This window comes from Pseudomonas sp. GT1P32 (genome assembly GCF_054897805.1).
In genome coordinates this window covers 3,837,359-3,853,112 of record NZ_CM142704.1, presented here as the reverse complement: position 1 = coordinate 3,853,112, position 15,754 = coordinate 3,837,359, and the positions used below count along the sequence as shown (strand labels likewise).

Sequence of the window (15,754 nt, the reverse complement as noted above, 5' to 3'; positions counted from 1 at the left end):
ATGAGCGACTCCCTTGATCTCAGCCTGGACGGTGTAGAACGCCGGTCACTGGCTGACTTCACCGAAAATGCCTACCTCAACTACTCCATGTACGTGATCATGGACCGTGCCTTGCCGCATATCGGCGACGGCCTGAAACCGGTACAGCGCCGCATCATTTATGCGATGAGCGAGTTGGGGCTGGACGCCGATTCCAAGCACAAGAAGTCGGCGCGTACCGTCGGTGACGTGCTCGGTAAATTCCACCCGCACGGCGATTCGGCCTGCTACGAAGCCATGGTCCTGATGGCCCAGCCGTTCAGCTACCGCTACACGCTGGTCGACGGTCAGGGTAACTGGGGTGCGCCGGATGATCCCAAGTCCTTCGCCGCCATGCGATACACCGAAGCGCGGCTGTCGCGTTATTCCGAAGTGCTGCTCAGTGAACTGGGCCAGGGCACTGCGGACTGGGGCCCGAACTTCGACGGCACACTCGACGAGCCATTGGTGTTGCCGGCACGTTTGCCGAACATCCTGCTCAACGGCACCACCGGCATCGCCGTGGGCATGGCCACCGACGTTCCGCCGCACAACCTGCGCGAAGTCGCGACCGCCTGCGTGCGTTTGCTCGATGAGCCAAAAGCCACGGTCGAACAGCTCTGCGAACACATTCAGGGCCCGGATTACCCGACCGAAGCGGAAATCATCACGCCGCGTGCCGATCTGCTGAAAATGTACGAAACCGGCAAGGGCTCGGTGCGCATGCGCGCCGTGTACCACATCGAAGACGGCGACATCATCGTCACCGCGCTGCCGCATCAGGTGTCTGGCGCCAAGGTGCTGGAACAGATCGCGGCGATGATGCAGGCCAAACCGTCCAAGGCCCCGCAGATCGCTGACCTGCGCGACGAATCCGACCACGAAAACCCGTGCCGGATCGTGATCATTCCGGGCGCACGCAAAAACTTCGACCACGACGCGCTGATGCAGCACCTGTTCGCCAGCACCGAGCTGGAGTCGAGCTACCGGGTCAACATCAACATCATCGGCCTGGATGGCAAGCCGCAGCTGAAGAACCTGCGTGCGTTGCTGGTTGAATGGCTGGAGTTCCGCGTTCAAACCGTGCGTCGTCGTCTGCAATTCCGCCTCGACAAGGTTGAGCGTCGCCTGCACCTGTTGGACGGTTTGTTGATTGCCTACCTCAACCTGGATGAAGTGATCCACATCATCCGCACCGAGGAGCACCCGAAAGCCGCCCTGATCGCGCGTTTCGCCCTGAGCGAAATCCAGGCCGAATACATTCTCGATACCCGTTTGCGTCAGTTGGCGCGACTGGAAGAAATGAAGCTGCGCTCCGAACAGGATGAACTGCTCAAGGAACAAGCCAAGCTGCAAGCCCTGCTGGGCAGCGAAGCCAAGCTGAAGAAGCTGGTGCGCACCGAGCTGATCAAAGACGCCGAAACCTACGGCGACGACCGTCGTTCGCCAATCGTCGAGCGCACCGAGGCCAAGGCCTTGACTGAGCACGATCTGCTGCCGAACGAGAAAGTGTCCGTAGTGCTGTCAGAAAAAGGCTGGGTCCGCTCCGCCAAAGGGCACGAAATTGACGCCACCGGGCTTTCCTACAAGGCCGGGGATGGTTTCAAGGCCCTGGCGGCCGGGCGCTCCAACCAGTTTGCGGTGTTCATCGACTCCACCGGTCGCAGCTATTCGGTGGCCTCGCATACATTGCCTTCGGCCCGTGGTCAGGGCGAACCGTTGACCGGTCGTCTGACGCCGCCGCCAGGCGCGACGTTTGAATGCGTGCTGATGCCAGAAGACGATTCGCTGTACGTGATCGCCTCCGATGCCGGTTACGGTTTCGTGGTCAAGGGCGAAGACTTCCAGGCCAAGAACAAGGCGGGCAAGGCGCTGTTGAGCTTGCCGAACAACTCGAAGGTCATTCTGCCGCGCCCGGTGGCGGATCGTGAGAACAACTGGCTGGCGTCGGTGACCACCGAAGGTCGCCTGCTGATCTTCAAAATCAGCGATCTGCCACAATTAGGTAAGGGCAAAGGCAACAAGATCATCGGGATTTCCGGTGAGCGTGTGGCCAGTCGCGAAGAATATGTCACGGACATCGCTGTGCTGCCGGATGGGGCTACCTTGGTGCTGCAGGCCGGAAAGCGTACCTTGTCACTGAAAGCGGACGACCTCGAACACTACAAAGGTGAGCGTGGACGTCGTGGTAACAAACTCCCACGGGGCTTCCAGAGGGTAGATGCGCTGCTCGTCGAAAACCTCAATTAACCGCGCTAGAGCGCTCGATCTACGATTTAACGCGTAGATCGACGCTTTGCCGCTGGAGTCGGAACGCATATTCACGGATGATATGGCCTTTCCAAGCGCCGGCGTGGCCGAGCGTTCTTCATATTTATTGAGTATTTTCACTGTGGTGTGCCTTGTGGCAACCACCTGGATGGGACGATGACTGCTCTGCGCCTTCCTTTTATTTTGATGCTCGCCGGCGTTCTTGGCCTGGCGGGTTGCAGCGTTCACCAACCGGTGTCGCTGTATCAGCTGGACAGCGGAAGTCCGGCTCAGCCTGCGCAAAGCGCGGGCATGGCGGTATTGCTGGGCCCGGTAACGGTTGCCGATTACCTGCAACGTGAAACGTTGTTGCAGCGTCAGCCGGATGGCAGCCTTCAGGCTTCGCCCGATGGTCGTTGGGCCGGCAGCCTTTCTTCCGACATCGATCAACTGTTGCTGCGTCAGGTAGCGGGTCATCTGGACAGTCAGCGTGTGGTGCTGGCGCCGGGGAGCGTGGGTTTCACGCCGGATGTTCAGGTACTGCTGACCATCACGCGCCTGGACTCGGGTGAGTCGCAACCGGCGATCCTCGATGCTCAATGGCGTTTGATCGATCGTCGCGGCCAGGTTCGCGATAACCGTATCGTTCATCTGCAAGAACAGCACGCGGGCGGTACGGCAGCGCAGGTTCAGGCTCAGGGTGTGTTGTTGCAGAAACTCGCCGAACAGCTGTCGACCGCGCTCAAGCCATTGGCCAATCAACCGCCGATTGCAGAAGCGCCAAAAAAACCGGCGGCCAAGCCGGTGGCTCCGGCGACAGAGCAAGAGAAACAGCCGAAGATCCCGATGGCTGCGCCGATCCGTACGGATATGGAAGTGTTCAGGTTCTAAGGCCTGGATAGATTTCAAACAGAGCCCGCAGAGATGCGGGCTTTGTTGTTTCTGCGGGTTGGAATCTCCATCGCCTGTTCCGGCCTCTTCGCGGGCAAGCCTCGCTCCTACAGGTGTTGTGTCGTTCACATGATGTGCGTACGGCACCGAACCTGTAGGGGCGAGGCTTGCCCGCGAAGAGGCCGGAACAGGCAACAAAAAAGCCCGCAGACAATCACTTGTCTGCGGGCTTCTTCACATCTGGGCCTAAGGCTTAAGCCCGACGCTCATGCATCCGCGCCAACTGCCGCTCCAGCATCGACGGATAAGGCTCCATCAACCGCTCCACGCAGCACGCACCCTCAGGGCTGGCAATCGGGCGGATCCGCGCACGCTGGCGAATCAGCGCGTCGTCACTGATCTTGCGCTCCACCAGCAGCAGATTGCGGCTGTGTTGCGACAGGGCCAGGGCGTCCTGGGCGGTTTCGGTCAGCAACAGGTCGATCTGGCTCAGACCGAACAACTCATCACCCAGGGTCACACCCAGCTGCAATTGCAGGGTGATGCCGCTGTCGGCGACTTCGATCTGCAACTGATGGCCCAGCGCCCGCAACAGCTCGCCGCAGCAGATGGCGTTGGTCAGGTAGTCGTCGCCGCTGTCCTCGGTGTGGAACACCATCAGCGTGCTGCCATCGTTCAGGCTATGCAGCTCGCCCTCATAGAGCGAGGCCGCCTGATCGAGGCAATCGCGATAACGTTTGAGCAGTTCTTCCAGGCGAGCACGGGGCAGGCGGCGCAATTGATCCTGGGCGCCCAGTTGCACGGCCAGCACTGCGCTGTGTTGCGGCACGTTTGATACCGGCACCCTGGCTACTGGTTTCGCGGCTGTCGATTCGTCACGCAAATCGGCGAACGCATCGTCGTCATCCTCGTCTTCGACGGTGCTGACAATGTGCCGTGGCGCAGGTTTGAGGCTGGCGAGAGGCTTGGTCTCGTCGAAACTCGGGTCGCGCAGGTTGCGCACTTCGAAGGACGGCTCGGCGTCATCGTCGTAATCGACGTCGTCGAACTCAGGTTCCGGTGCGGGCTCAGGCTCGGCCGGTTCCGGCGCGAAATTGGCGTGCAGCTGGCGAGCCAGGTCGCCGATTTCATCCTGACGATCGGTGGCCGGGGTGTATTCGTCGATGTTGCGCAGCCACACGCGCAATTGCAGCAGCGGCGTGGAGATGTGCCGACCCAGGCGCAGGCTCAAGGCCAGGGACAAGGCCAACAGAATCGCACTCAGGATGCCCATGCTTTGCAGGCTGATGGTCATCGGCTGCTGGAATTGATCCATGTCCAGGCTGATGCGCAGTTGCCCGGCGGTCACGTCCTGGAAGGTGATCTTGCTCTGATACATGCCTTCGGCTTCGCCCAGCAGGCCGTGCTTGGGGCGCTGACCGGCTTCGGCGAGGATGCGGTTATCCACGCTATAAATGGCGGCGTGGGCCACCAGTTTGTTCTTGGTCAGGTTGTTGAGCAGCACGTTGAGGCTGAGGATGTCGTTGGACACCAACAGTTCCGTGGCGGACGTGGCGGTCTGCGTGGTCAGGCTTTCGCCCAGCGCATCTGCCTGCTCGTGCATGGCCTGCTTGAACTGCAAACCCATCACGCAGGCGTAGATCACCAGGGCCAGAGCGACCAGGATCACGTTATGGCTGGCGATGCGCAATGCAATCGGTACACGGCGGTGGCGCAGTGCACGGAAGATCAGCAGAAAGAAGTTATCGGTTTTTACTGGCGTGGGCCGGTTCACTTGAGCTCGGCTCTTTTGTCCGTGAAGTTGACGCGCAGTATAGCGACAGGCCCTAGACCGGCAAAGCGCTCACGGTGCCCGATGGTCACTGAAAGTGGGTAGAATGCGGTTTTTTTCCACCTGCGGGGGTGCGCCTTGCGCGAAATCGTCCTGATAAACATCACGGGAGTCGACCGTCCGGGTCTGACTGCGGCCATTACCGGCGTTCTGGCCCAGGGTGGTGTGAACATTCTCGACATCGGTCAGGCGGTGATCCACGACACCCTGTCGTTCGGCATCCTGGTTGAAATTCCTGGCACCGAGCAAGGCAAGTCGGTGCTCAAGGACATCCTGTTCAAGGGCTATGAGCTTGACCAACAGGTGCGTTTCACGCCGGTGTCCGAAGAGGATTACCAGCAATGGGTCGGTAATCAGGGCAAAAAACGCCACATCGTGACGCTATTGACCCGCAAAGTGACTGCCGGGCAATTGCAGGCCGTGAGTTCGATCACCGCCAAATATGGCCTGAACATCGACCACATCGATCGCCTGTCCGGGCGCATGCCGCTGGATACCCCGGCCGATAAAGGCAAGGGCTGCATCGAGTTTTCCGTGCGTGGCGAAGCGGCGGATCCGCAAGCGCTGCGAGCGGAATTCCTCAGCGTCGCCCAGGAATTGAACGTCGACATCGCCTTCCAGGAAGATTCGCTGTTCCGCCGCAACCGTCGTCTGGCGGTGTTTGACATGGACTCGACGCTGATCGAAGCCGAAGTCATCGACGAACTGGCCAAGGCGGCCGGTGTGGGCGATCAGGTTTCGGAGATTACCGAGCGGGCGATGGCCGGCGAGCTGGATTTCCGTGCCAGCTTCAAGGAGCGCCTGGCGTTGCTCAAAGGGCTGGATGTCAGCGTGCTGGATTCGATCGGTGCCTCGCTGCGCCTGACCGAAGGCGCCGAAACCCTGTTCGCCGAGCTCAAGCGTCTGGGCTACAAAACCGCGATTCTGTCGGGCGGCTTCACCTACTTCGCCAAGCAATTGCAGGCCAAGCTGGGCATCGACTACGTGTTTGCCAACGAGCTGGAAGTGGTCGATGGCAAGGTCACCGGCGTGGCGGTCGAGCCGATTGTCGATGCGCAGCGCAAGGCAGATCTGCTGAAGGAGCTGGCGCACAAGGAAGGCTTGCGTCTGGAGCAGACCATTGCGGTCGGCGACGGCGCCAACGATTTGCCGATGCTGGCGATTGCCGGGTTGGGCGTGGCATTCCGCGCCAAGCCGCTGGTCAAGCAATCGGCGAAGCAGGCGATCTCCACATTAGGGCTGGATGGCGTGCTGTATCTGCTGGGCTTTCGGGATCGTGACGGGCAGCTCTGAGTCTTTGGTTGCCTGAGCGGGCCTCTTCGCGAGCAGGCTCACTCCCACACTTGACCGAGTTCTTTCAGGAGGAATGCGGTCGAATGTGGGAGCGAGCCTGCTCGCGATGGGGGCGACACGGTCTTACAGATTCAATCAAAGCGTCTTCCACAACGAATCAAACTCCTCCTCGACACCAACCACGCCGCTCCCCGCGGCGTTGTCGTTTCTGGCGGTCTCCAACGAACGATACGCAAACTGATTGAAGCTGTTGGTACTCGACACCCGCCGATCCAGTCCGGCCCGGCGCTCCTCGCCGTTGGTGTTGATCAGCACTTTGTGGCCTTCCTGGAACGGCAGGCGCGGAGCGAGCAGGGTGGCCGGCAAATCTATCGCGCTGATGGCCGGCAGCAACAGGCCGCGCAGGTAGTGGCTGTGGTCGTCCCGAGTGCGCACCAGTTGCAGACCACAAGGTTCGGCGTATGGCGCGACTTGCTCGATGCCCATTTGCGTGCCACCGCCGCGAACCTGGCGAATCCAGCGCACCACCGCAATGCTCCAGCCTGCGCCCGCCGTGTCCTCGATGCCAACCATCTCGCCAGCCTGTAACTCGGCAGGCACAGCGTCAGGCCAAGCCAGGCAATAGCCGCCCGGACTGTGATTGATCACGGGCAGGACGTACGTCGGAAAGTGGCGGTCGCTGGCTTCGTGACTGTCGTCATTCTGCAGCTGCCGGTATTCGATTTCTTCGTAGGGCAGCAACGCGTCGGCAGTGCCGTGGGGCGCTGCGTCGAAGGCATGGCTCCATTGGTCTTTTTCCCGGAGGGTGGGCGCCGTCGTATTGAACTGCGCGCGGCGGGCGCCGGGGTTTTTCAGGATCTCGCTGAACGGGCGCTGCCCGCCCAGATAGAAGTGCAGCGCGCTCATGCCCACGCACAGGGTCAAGGTGCCTTGGCTGGCGGTGCGCTGGAAACTGCGCTCGACCGCCTGCCCCCACGCGGCACTCAGGTGTTGCAGCGTATCCAGGCTCAGGCCTGCCGGCACCGGGAGTGGCGACTCACTGTCGTTTTTTTCCAAATGGGCGTCGATGGCTGCGACCAGCGGCTGCGGATCGAACCCCAGCAAACGCTCCTGTTGCTCGGGCCGGAACTTCGAGCGGTAACGCGGCCCGATGTCGAGTTCCGGGGCGATGGCAAACAATCCATCGGCCGGTGTTTCCGGTTGCAGCTTGATCAGTTTGCTCCACGGCTCCAGCACTTCGGCGAGCCGCGCGATCTGGTTCTGGCGCAGTTGATTGCAACGTGCGGCGCCCACTAACAGGGCGACCACGTACGTCTGTTCGATGCTCAGGTTTTGCGTCTGGCTCGCCAATTCATCGCGCAGGCTCAGGTGCTGCAGCCGAAGGCTACAGGCGATTCGATACAGCTGATGCAGTTCCAGCCACACGCCTTCCGGCACCGGGCAATAGAGTTGGGTGGCGCGGATCAGCGACCCGTTGAGGCAATGCATCGCCCGTTGCAACGCTTGGGCCAGCAGCGGCGCACGGTCCTTGCTGAAGCGCGGCGTAATGCGCACGACGATCTGTTTGTAGCCGATCGCCAAGTGGCTTTGCAGCGCCTGGCAGAGGTTGGCGATCTTGCTTGAGCGCTCGTCGAGGGCAATCGACTGGTGCAGGAAATGCCGCTCCAGGTGTTTGCAGACGTAATACACCTCGGGCCTTAGCAGTTCGAGCAATTGCAGGCGATTGTCGCTGGGCGTCAGTAATTGGTTCAGTTCGCTCAAGCCCTGATAGAGCTGGCGTGCGGTTTCGCCGATGTTGGCTTTGGGCAGGTTGGCGATCCAGCGCTTGAGGTCGCGCGGGGTGGCTTCGCAGAACGACAGGCGCAACTGTGCGGGGACAGGGGCGCGCAGCAGAAGGTGGGGACTGGTCTCATTCATGCGGTGGACAAACTCCAACCGGGAAATGGGCAGTGAATGACCAGACTTTAGCAGCTATGACTCGGGGGCGCGCATTGCAATGCCTGTTCTCTGTAGGAGCGAAGCTTGCTCGCGAAGAGCCGGAGGACGCCGCGGATCATCAGACAGATCCCGGTTGTCATTGACGACCTTCGCGAGCAATCGAGCGTCGACCGGCTGCTCCTACAGTAGAGCGGCGTTGGATCAGGCTTTCGGCAGGCCCATGCCCTGGCCCATCTGCACTGGCGAACCGGCCGCCAGTTCTTCAGCCCACTGCACTTGATCCGGGCCGAACAGCACAACAGCCGTCGAACCCAATTTGAAACGACCCAGTTCCGCACCTTTCTCCAGGTGGATCGGCGCACGGGCAGCTTCGTCGTAGCGGAAGGTTTTCAGCTCGCGTTTCGGTGGGGTCACCAAACCAGCCCACACGGTTTCGATCGACGCCACGATCATCGCGCCCACCAGCACCACGGCCATCGGCCCGCGCTCGGTGTCGAAAATGCACGCCACACGCTCGTTGCGGGCGAACAGCTCCGGAACGTTTTCCGCCGTGGTCTGGTTGACCGAGAAAATCCGCCCCGGAATGTAGACCATCTCGCGCAGCGTGCCGGCCAGCGGCATGTGCACGCGGTGGTAGTCCTTCGGCGACAGGTAAATGGTCGCGAAATCACCGCCCATGAACGGCGCGGCGTTGGCCGCGTCACCGCCCAGCAACTCCAGAACGCTGAAGCTGTGGCCCTTGGCCTGGAACACGCGACCGTGCTCGATCGGGCCGAGCTGGCTGACGGCACCGTCGGCCGGGCTGAGGATGGCGCCCGGGGTTTCGTCCAGCGGACGAGCGCCGTCTTTCAAGGCGCGGGTGAAGAACGCGTTGAAATGCTCGTAAGCCGTCAGGTCTTCGACCAGGGCCTGGGACATGTCCACCTGATAACGCTTGGCGAACCACGCGGTGAACGCATTCTTGAACCAGCGCACACGGCATTCGGCGATGCAGCCGGCCAGTCGCGAGAGCAAGTGGTGGGGCAGCAGGTATTGGCTGAGGATAAACAAACGCTTATTCATTAACTGTCCTTAAAAACCTTAAATCTCTACAGGCGTATCGGGATGGTTACCCCATTCGCCCCAGGAGCCGGCGTAGCCTTTGACCCGCGGATAACCGAGGGACTTGGCCACCAGATAGGTGAAGCCAGAACGGTGGTGTGTCTGGCAGTGGGTAATCACTTCTTTGTCTTTGCTGATCCCGAGTTGTTCGAGGATCTGCGGCATGTCCGAGCGGATGCGCAGGTTGCGCGCCCGGTCCATGCCCGCGGTCCACTCGAAGTTGACCGCGCCGGGGATGTGTCCGCCCTTGGCCGCCAGGACTTTCTCGCCGGAGTACTCCAGCGGCCCGCGCGCATCCCAGATCGCCAGGTCGGCGGCACCGAGACGGCTTTGCAGGTATTCGCGGGTGGCGGTGGGTTCGTCGTGCAGGGTCAACGCAACCGGGCCGCCGACCGCGGGCGGGATCTGGATCGACATGGGCGAGCCTTCCGCCAGCCACGCCGTCAGACCGCCGTCGACATAGTGATACTTGTGGTGGCCGATGACATCCAGCAGCCAGATAAAACGCCCGGCCCAACCACCGCCTTCGTCGTCATACACGACGTAGACCGCATCGGGGTTGTGGCCCAGCTCACCAAACAACGCTTCGAGAGCCGCTTGCGGCGGCATCAGGCCCGGCGCCGGTGGCTGGCCGAGTTGCGTGCGTTTCGGATCGACAAAGCGCGCGCCGGGAATATGCCCTTCGGCATAGCGGGCGCTGCTGGTCAGGTCCACCAGAATCAGATCGCGGGCGTCGAGGCGAGAGAGCAAGTCGCTCGGTTCGATCACCAGCGGCAAGCCAGAGAAGTCAGACATGTGAGGTCTCCAGAGCACAAAGGGGAGGATTGTAGCGGGTCATTGGCCGCGATGGCTAAAGGTGTGCAGGGCTTTCTCGATGCACTGCGCCGTTTTGCCAAAGGCTTGCACGGTAATTTCAGAGAACGGCCCGCCGCCCTGGTCCGCCACCACGATCATGATCACGCGGCCGTTGTTGACCAGCGAGCGCAACAGCAGGTGTTCGCCACCGAACTGCGAGCGCAGGCTGGCCGGCAGCAGCGCCGAAAATTGTGCGTTGTTGGCCGGTGTCAGGCGTACCTGGGCTTGCTGCGAGAGCAGGCGTTGCAGCACGGTGCTTTGACTGACCAGGAAATTCAGACCGGCCGTTTCTTTCGGCAACCCGGCAACCTGGTGCACGCGCAGATTGGCGTGTGTGCGGTCGGCCATCAGGATCATCACCCGGCGCATGCCACATGCAACCAGTGCATCGCGGGCCGAGTTGGTCAAGTGCATGGCGTTGGTGAAACGACTCGGCTCCACCAGCAGCTCGGCGCATTGTTTGCGCCACTTGGTCAGGTCCTCGGCGGTCGGCGCCGGGGCCGGCAGCAGACCGGCGTGAACACGGTTCGTGCCCCACGGCCAGAGCAGCGCAACGGCCGGGTGCCAGAGGTCTGGCATGGCGTGGTGGCGCGCACTGTTGGCGGCCTGCTGGTGAAGTTGCTGCTGCACCTCGTCCATCGGCATTTGCAGGTAAAGGCTGGTCAGGTACTGCCAGCGCTCACTGTGCGGACAGTCCCAGGCCTGCTGTGCCGACAGCGCCAGACCGTTGGCCAGCAACACCGTGTTGGCCGGCTGATTGAGCCAGCGGCGTAACGTCGGATCGTCATCGAGACGGTTCTGCTGGCGCAATGGATGATCGCTGTCGCGCGCGATGCGCAGGACTTTCACCAGTTCCCGTTGCTCATTGAGTAGCAGCTTGTAACCCTGCTGCACCCAGTTCGGCAGGTGCCAGATTTCCACCAGTGCCTGACCGATTTCCAGCAGGCGTACGCCGAATAATTGTTTCTCGACTTTACGTGCGGACTCGCCCTTATGGATGACCCGCAGCTCCCATTCTTCGAGCAAATGCGGATGGGTCAGCGCCAACGGCCACATCGGCGATAAAAACAGCAGGCTGCCCCAGTGGATGTCCTGCCACAGCCGCGCCAGGCGAGCGGCGAAAAAGCCGTTGGCCTGTTGCGTCGCGTGCTGGCTGATCATCTGCAACTGACGCAGGGCCACGGGAATGTCCGATTCCGGCATCGCGGGCAGCCGTGCGAGCAGTTCTTCGGTGCGCTTCAAACCGAGGCGATTGATCGCCACCTCAAGGTTTTCCGCAGGCTCGGTCATGCTGCCGTGGGTGTGCCGGTTGGCTTCACGAATCACGCTCAAGGCCAGGGCGGGGCTGTCCTGCATCAGCTCGGCGATATCGCGCAACGAGCTGCGGTTGTCGCCGATGGCCTTGCAGACCCGGTCATGACTGCCTTGTGGAACGGGCAGGTGCACGCCGTCCAGAAGCTTGACCCAGCCTTGGAGAGTGTTTGGTTTTGGAGTTGGAACGTTCGTTTCGTTAGCCATGGTTGGACGCGATCATCGTCTGCATTACCTATGCCCGAAGTGGGCCAAATTGGCTTTTCGCCTGAACTGGCTATAGTCTGGCGCAGTTTTGCCGATAAGTAGAAGAAGAGATTTTTTAACTTCCGAATATGACCTTGAACCCGACTCAGTAAGTGCTCTCCTACCTATGGCTAAAATAATCGGCATCATCGTCGTATTCGCGAGCGTGCTCGGCGGATACGTGCTTTCCCACGGCAAGATTGCGGCCCTGATTCAACCCTTCGAGGTGATGATCATCGGTGGTGCGGCCCTTGGCGCATTCCTCCAGGCCAACCCCGGTTACATGACCCTGCACGTGCTCAAGAAGTCCTTGAGCATGTTCGGATCGCGGTTCAACCACGGCTACTATCTTGAAGTGTTGGGGCTGATCTACGAGATCCTCAACAAGAGTCGCCGCGAAGGCATGATGGCCATCGAAGGCGACATCGAAGATGCCGCCGCGAGTCCCATCTTCGCCAAGTACCCGTCGGTGCTCAAAGACGATCGTATGACTGCGTTCATCTGCGATTACCTGCGCATCATGTCCTCCGGCAACATGGCTCCCCATGAGCTGGAAGGCCTGTTCGACATGGAACTCTACAACCTCAAGGAAGACCTGGAGCACCCGTCCCACGCGGTGAACGGCATCGCCGACGCCATGCCCGGTTTCGGTATCGTCGCGGCGGTATTGGGTATCGTGGTGACCATGGCGTCCCTGGGCGAAGGCGACCAGAAGTCCATCGGTCTGCACGTGGGTGCGGCACTGGTTGGTACCTTCTTCGGTATTCTCGCGGCGTACGGTTTCTTCGGTCCGCTGGCCCACTCCCTGGCCCACGATGCCAAGGAAGAGCTGAACGTCTACGAAGCCATCAAGGCCTCGCTGGTGGCTTCGGCTTCCGGCATGCCGCCATCGCTGGCGGTAGAGTTCGGGCGCAAGGTTCTGTACCCGGCACACCGTCCTAGCTTCGCTGAGCTGGAACAAGCGGTTCGCGGTCGCTAAGTCATGGAAAATAATCAGCCGATTATTATCAAGCGCGTCAAGCGCATCGCCGGCGGGCATCACGGGGGCGCCTGGAAAATCGCCTTCGCCGACTTCGCGACGGCGATGATGGCGTTCTTCCTGGTGTTGTGGCTGCTGTCCACCGCGACACCGGAACAGAAGCTCGCCATCGCCGGTTACTTCAAAGACCCGATCGGCTTTTCCGAAAGCGGTACGCCGTACATCATCGATCTGGGCGGCACGCCGACCCTGGCGCCGGAAAACACCCTCAACCCCGAGGTGAAGTCCCAGCCGCAGCCGGACAAGGTGACTGTCGACGCCGAACAGGTCGAAGGCATGGCCGAAATGGTCGAGAAGGAACGCCTGGAGCTGTTGCTGCAAGAACTGCAGACCAAGGTCGAAGAGAACCCGCAGCTGAAGAAATTCAAGGACCAGATCAGTTTCGAAATCACACCGGACGGTTTGCGTATCCAGATCGTGGACGCCGAAAACCGCCCGATGTTCGATTCCGGCAGTGCGCGTCTGAAGCCGTATTTCGAAGACATCCTGCTGGCCATGGCCGACACCATCAAAGCGGTGCCGAACAAGATCAGCATCAGCGGCCACACCGACGCCAAGCCGTATTCGGGCACCGGCGACTTCGGTAACTGGGAACTCTCGGCCAACCGTGCCAACGCTGCGCGTCGTGCGCTGGTGGCGGGCAGTTATCCGGATCAACAGGTGGCGCGGGTGGTCGGTTATGCCTCGTCGGCATTGTTCGATCGCGAGCACCCGTTCAATCCGATCAACCGCCGCATCGACATTATCGTGCTGACCAAGAAAGCCCAGCGTGCCATCGAAGGTTCGCAAGGCGTGGAACCGACTTCGGAGCCGACACAAGGGCAGGGTGGTCCGGGTGAAGTGCCGGCCACGCCAGCTGATCCGAACGCATTGCCAGCCGATAAAGAACCATTGCCGGCGCATGAGCTTCGCGAGCGTTTGAATCTGTTCGATGACCCGGCACCGAAACCGGCTGAACCGCCGAAGCAGTGACCCACAAAAAAGCCGACAGTGATGTCGGCTTTTTTTTGCTTTGATTTGGAGGTCACTTCATTTTCAGTTTGAGCGCGGTCCCTTGTAGGAGCCGGCTTGCTGGCGATGGACGTCAACGATAACGCGTGCTGTCTGGTTCAATGCAGCGCGCTTGAGTCCATCGCCAGCAAGCCGGCTCCTACAGGTTTTACACTTGTCCCGGTCCAGCTTAGTAACTGCTCTCCGGCAAACTCGCGATGATCGAGCGATAACTGTTCATCCGTTGCTGCTGCACGCGGCCTTCTTCCAGTGCCTTGAGCAATGCGCAACCCGGTTCGCGGTCGTGCTTGCAGTCGCGGAAGCGGCAGGTGCCGATCAGGTCGTTGAACTCGATGAAACCGGCTTCGACGTCGGAACGGCTGACGTGGCCCAGGCCGAATTCGCGGATACCCGGGGAGTCGATCAACTCACCGCCACCGGGGAAGTGGAACAGCCGCGCGGTCGTGGTGGTGTGAGTGCCCTGGCCGGACAGTTCGGACAACGGGCCGACGCGGGTTTCGACTTCAGGCAGCAGGCTGTTGACCAGCGACGACTTGCCGACGCCGGACTGGCCGACGAACACGCTGATGCGCCCGTCCAGCTGTTCTTGAAGTTGCTCCATGCCATTGCCGTGGTGCGCCGACACTTCCAGCACCGGATAGCCCAGCGTGCGGTAAACCGCGAGCAAGGCATTCAGCGCGGGGGCGTTCTGCTCGTCGATCAGGTCGAATTTGTTCAGCAGCAGCAACGGCCGGATGCCGGCGTGCTCCGCAGCGACCAGATAGCGGTCGATCAGATTCGCGTGGGGCTCGGGCAGCGGCGCGAAGACGATGACGATCATGTCGACGTTGGCGGCCACCGGCTTGAGCTGGCCACGGCTGTCCGGGCGGCAGAGTTCGGTTTTGCGCGGCAGTTGCGCCACGATCACCCCGATGCCCTGGTTGCCGGCACGCCAGACCACCTGATCGCCGGTCACCAGCGCAGGCAGGTTGGCGCGCAAGTGGCAGCGGAACACCTGGCCGGCCAAATCGCCATCGAGGGCTTCGACTTCGACCTGCACACCGAAGTGCGCGATCACCAGGCCCGTCTGTTCCGGACCCAGGTCGCCACCCTCAAGTGCCTCGACAGCCGAGGACTCGCGTTTGGCGGCGCGGGCAGCGCGTTCGCCCTGAATCTTTTCGATGCGCCAGTTTTGACGACGATTGAGTTGGCGTTTGGCCATGGGTGTTCCGTATCAAGAATGCAGCGATTAGGTAAAACGGCCGCGAGTTTAGCACGCCCGGCCACCTCCCTAGGCTAAACTGCGCAGCATTGCCTAGGAGCCGACACATGCAAAACCCGCAGAATCTGATCTGGATCGACCTGGAAATGACCGGTCTGAACCCTGATACCGACGTCATCATCGAGATGGCCACCATCGTCACCGACAGTGATCTGAACACCTTGGCCGAAGGGCCGGTGATCGCGATTCACCACAGCGATGAAATCCTCGCCGGCATGGACGAGTGGAACACCCGTCAACACGGCGGCTCGGGCCTGACCCAGCGCGTGCGCGACAGCCGCATCAGCATGGCCGAAGCGGAAGCAGAGACCATCGCTTTCCTGGAGAAGTGGGTGCCGAAGGGCAAGTCGCCGATCTGTGGCAACAGCATCTGCCAGGATCGCCGCTTCCTTTATACGCACATGAAATCCCTGGAAAGCTTCTTCCACTACCGCAACCTCGACGTCTCGACGCTGAAAGAGTTGGCCGCACGCTGGGCGCCGGACGTGCGCGACAGCTTCAAAAAGGGTAGCACCCACTTGGCGCTGGACGACATCCGCGAATCCATCGCCGAGCTGCAGCACTACCGCAAGCATTTCATCAAGTTCTGATTCAGCAGCGCCTGTGCTGACGCTTTCGCGGGCAAGCCTCGCTCCTACGGGTACAGCGCGACCCTGTAGGAGCGAGGCTTGCCCGCGAAGCAGACGACTCGGTCTTCCTGGGTGATCGC

General features: G+C 61.1%; 12 protein-coding genes. 6 read left to right on the top strand and 6 right to left on the bottom strand.

The features are described from left to right. Together parC and ACYZUC_RS17640 are read left to right on the top strand one after the other, a co-directional pair. Positions 1-2,268: a DNA topoisomerase IV subunit A gene (gene parC / locus ACYZUC_RS17645; RefSeq protein WP_461989479.1), complete on the top strand. Its 2,268-nt coding sequence runs from the start codon at positions 1-3 to the stop codon at positions 2,266-2,268. A gap of 177 nt (positions 2,269-2,445) precedes the next feature. Further along, positions 2,446-3,159, top strand: a complete 714-nt coding sequence (locus tag ACYZUC_RS17640; RefSeq protein WP_461989478.1) for a PqiC family protein — start codon at positions 2,446-2,448, stop codon at positions 3,157-3,159. 253 nt (positions 3,160-3,412) lie between these two features. On the opposite strand, the gene ACYZUC_RS17635 is transcribed toward ACYZUC_RS17640, so the two are convergent. After that, the gene (locus ACYZUC_RS17635; RefSeq protein WP_461989477.1) at positions 3,413-4,933 is read right to left on the bottom strand and encodes an AhpA/YtjB family protein; all 1,521 of its coding nucleotides are present in this window, start codon (positions 4,931-4,933) and stop codon (positions 3,413-3,415) included. Between the two features lie 135 nt (positions 4,934-5,068). Here ACYZUC_RS17635 and serB point away from each other — a divergent pair, with 135 nt between their 5' ends. Continuing rightward, complete coding sequence (serB, locus tag ACYZUC_RS17630) at positions 5,069-6,283, top strand: phosphoserine phosphatase SerB (RefSeq protein WP_461978890.1); 1,215 nt, start codon at positions 5,069-5,071, stop codon at positions 6,281-6,283. 135 nt (positions 6,284-6,418) lie between these two features. Here the strand turns inward: serB and ACYZUC_RS17625 are convergent, their stop codons facing one another. The 4 genes from ACYZUC_RS17625 to ACYZUC_RS17610 all read right to left on the bottom strand — a co-directional run bounded on the left by ACYZUC_RS17625 (position 6,419) and on the right by ACYZUC_RS17610 (position 11,695). Continuing rightward, a complete protein-coding gene (locus ACYZUC_RS17625; protein WP_461989476.1) occupies positions 6,419-8,200 on the bottom strand; it encodes a molecular chaperone in 1,782 nt (593 codons plus the stop codon). A 222-nt stretch (positions 8,201-8,422) separates the two neighbouring features. Further along, the gene (asd, locus tag ACYZUC_RS17620) at positions 8,423-9,283 is read right to left on the bottom strand and encodes an archaetidylserine decarboxylase (RefSeq protein WP_008040415.1); all 861 of its coding nucleotides are present in this window, start codon (positions 9,281-9,283) and stop codon (positions 8,423-8,425) included. An 18-nt stretch (positions 9,284-9,301) separates the two neighbouring features. Further along, complete coding sequence (locus tag ACYZUC_RS17615; protein ID WP_008027926.1) at positions 9,302-10,117, bottom strand: rhodanese-like domain-containing protein; 816 nt, start codon at positions 10,115-10,117, stop codon at positions 9,302-9,304. Positions 10,118-10,156: 39 nt separating this feature from the next. Continuing rightward, positions 10,157-11,695: an HDOD domain-containing protein gene (locus ACYZUC_RS17610; RefSeq protein ID WP_461989475.1), complete on the bottom strand. Its 1,539-nt coding sequence runs from the start codon at positions 11,693-11,695 to the stop codon at positions 10,157-10,159. A 166-nt stretch (positions 11,696-11,861) separates the two neighbouring features. Here ACYZUC_RS17610 and motA point away from each other — a divergent pair, with 166 nt between their 5' ends. Beyond that, entirely contained in the window at positions 11,862-12,713 is an 852-nt protein-coding gene (motA, locus tag ACYZUC_RS17605; protein WP_461989474.1) for a flagellar motor stator protein MotA, read from the top strand. A 3-nt stretch (positions 12,714-12,716) separates the two neighbouring features. Continuing rightward, entirely contained in the window at positions 12,717-13,745 is a 1,029-nt protein-coding gene (motB, locus tag ACYZUC_RS17600; RefSeq protein WP_461989473.1) for a flagellar motor protein MotB, read from the top strand. A 208-nt stretch (positions 13,746-13,953) separates the two neighbouring features. On the opposite strand, the gene rsgA is transcribed toward motB, so the two are convergent. Beyond that, positions 13,954-14,985, bottom strand: coding sequence for a small ribosomal subunit biogenesis GTPase RsgA (gene rsgA, locus ACYZUC_RS17595; protein ID WP_008035286.1), 1,032 nt, complete (start codon positions 14,983-14,985; stop codon positions 13,954-13,956). A gap of 107 nt (positions 14,986-15,092) precedes the next feature. Here rsgA and orn point away from each other — a divergent pair, with 107 nt between their 5' ends. After that, positions 15,093-15,635 (top strand): oligoribonuclease, encoded by a 543-nt coding sequence (gene orn, locus ACYZUC_RS17590; protein ID WP_008035288.1) that lies wholly within the window; start codon positions 15,093-15,095, stop codon positions 15,633-15,635. The last annotated feature ends 119 nt before the right edge of the window (positions 15,636-15,754 follow it).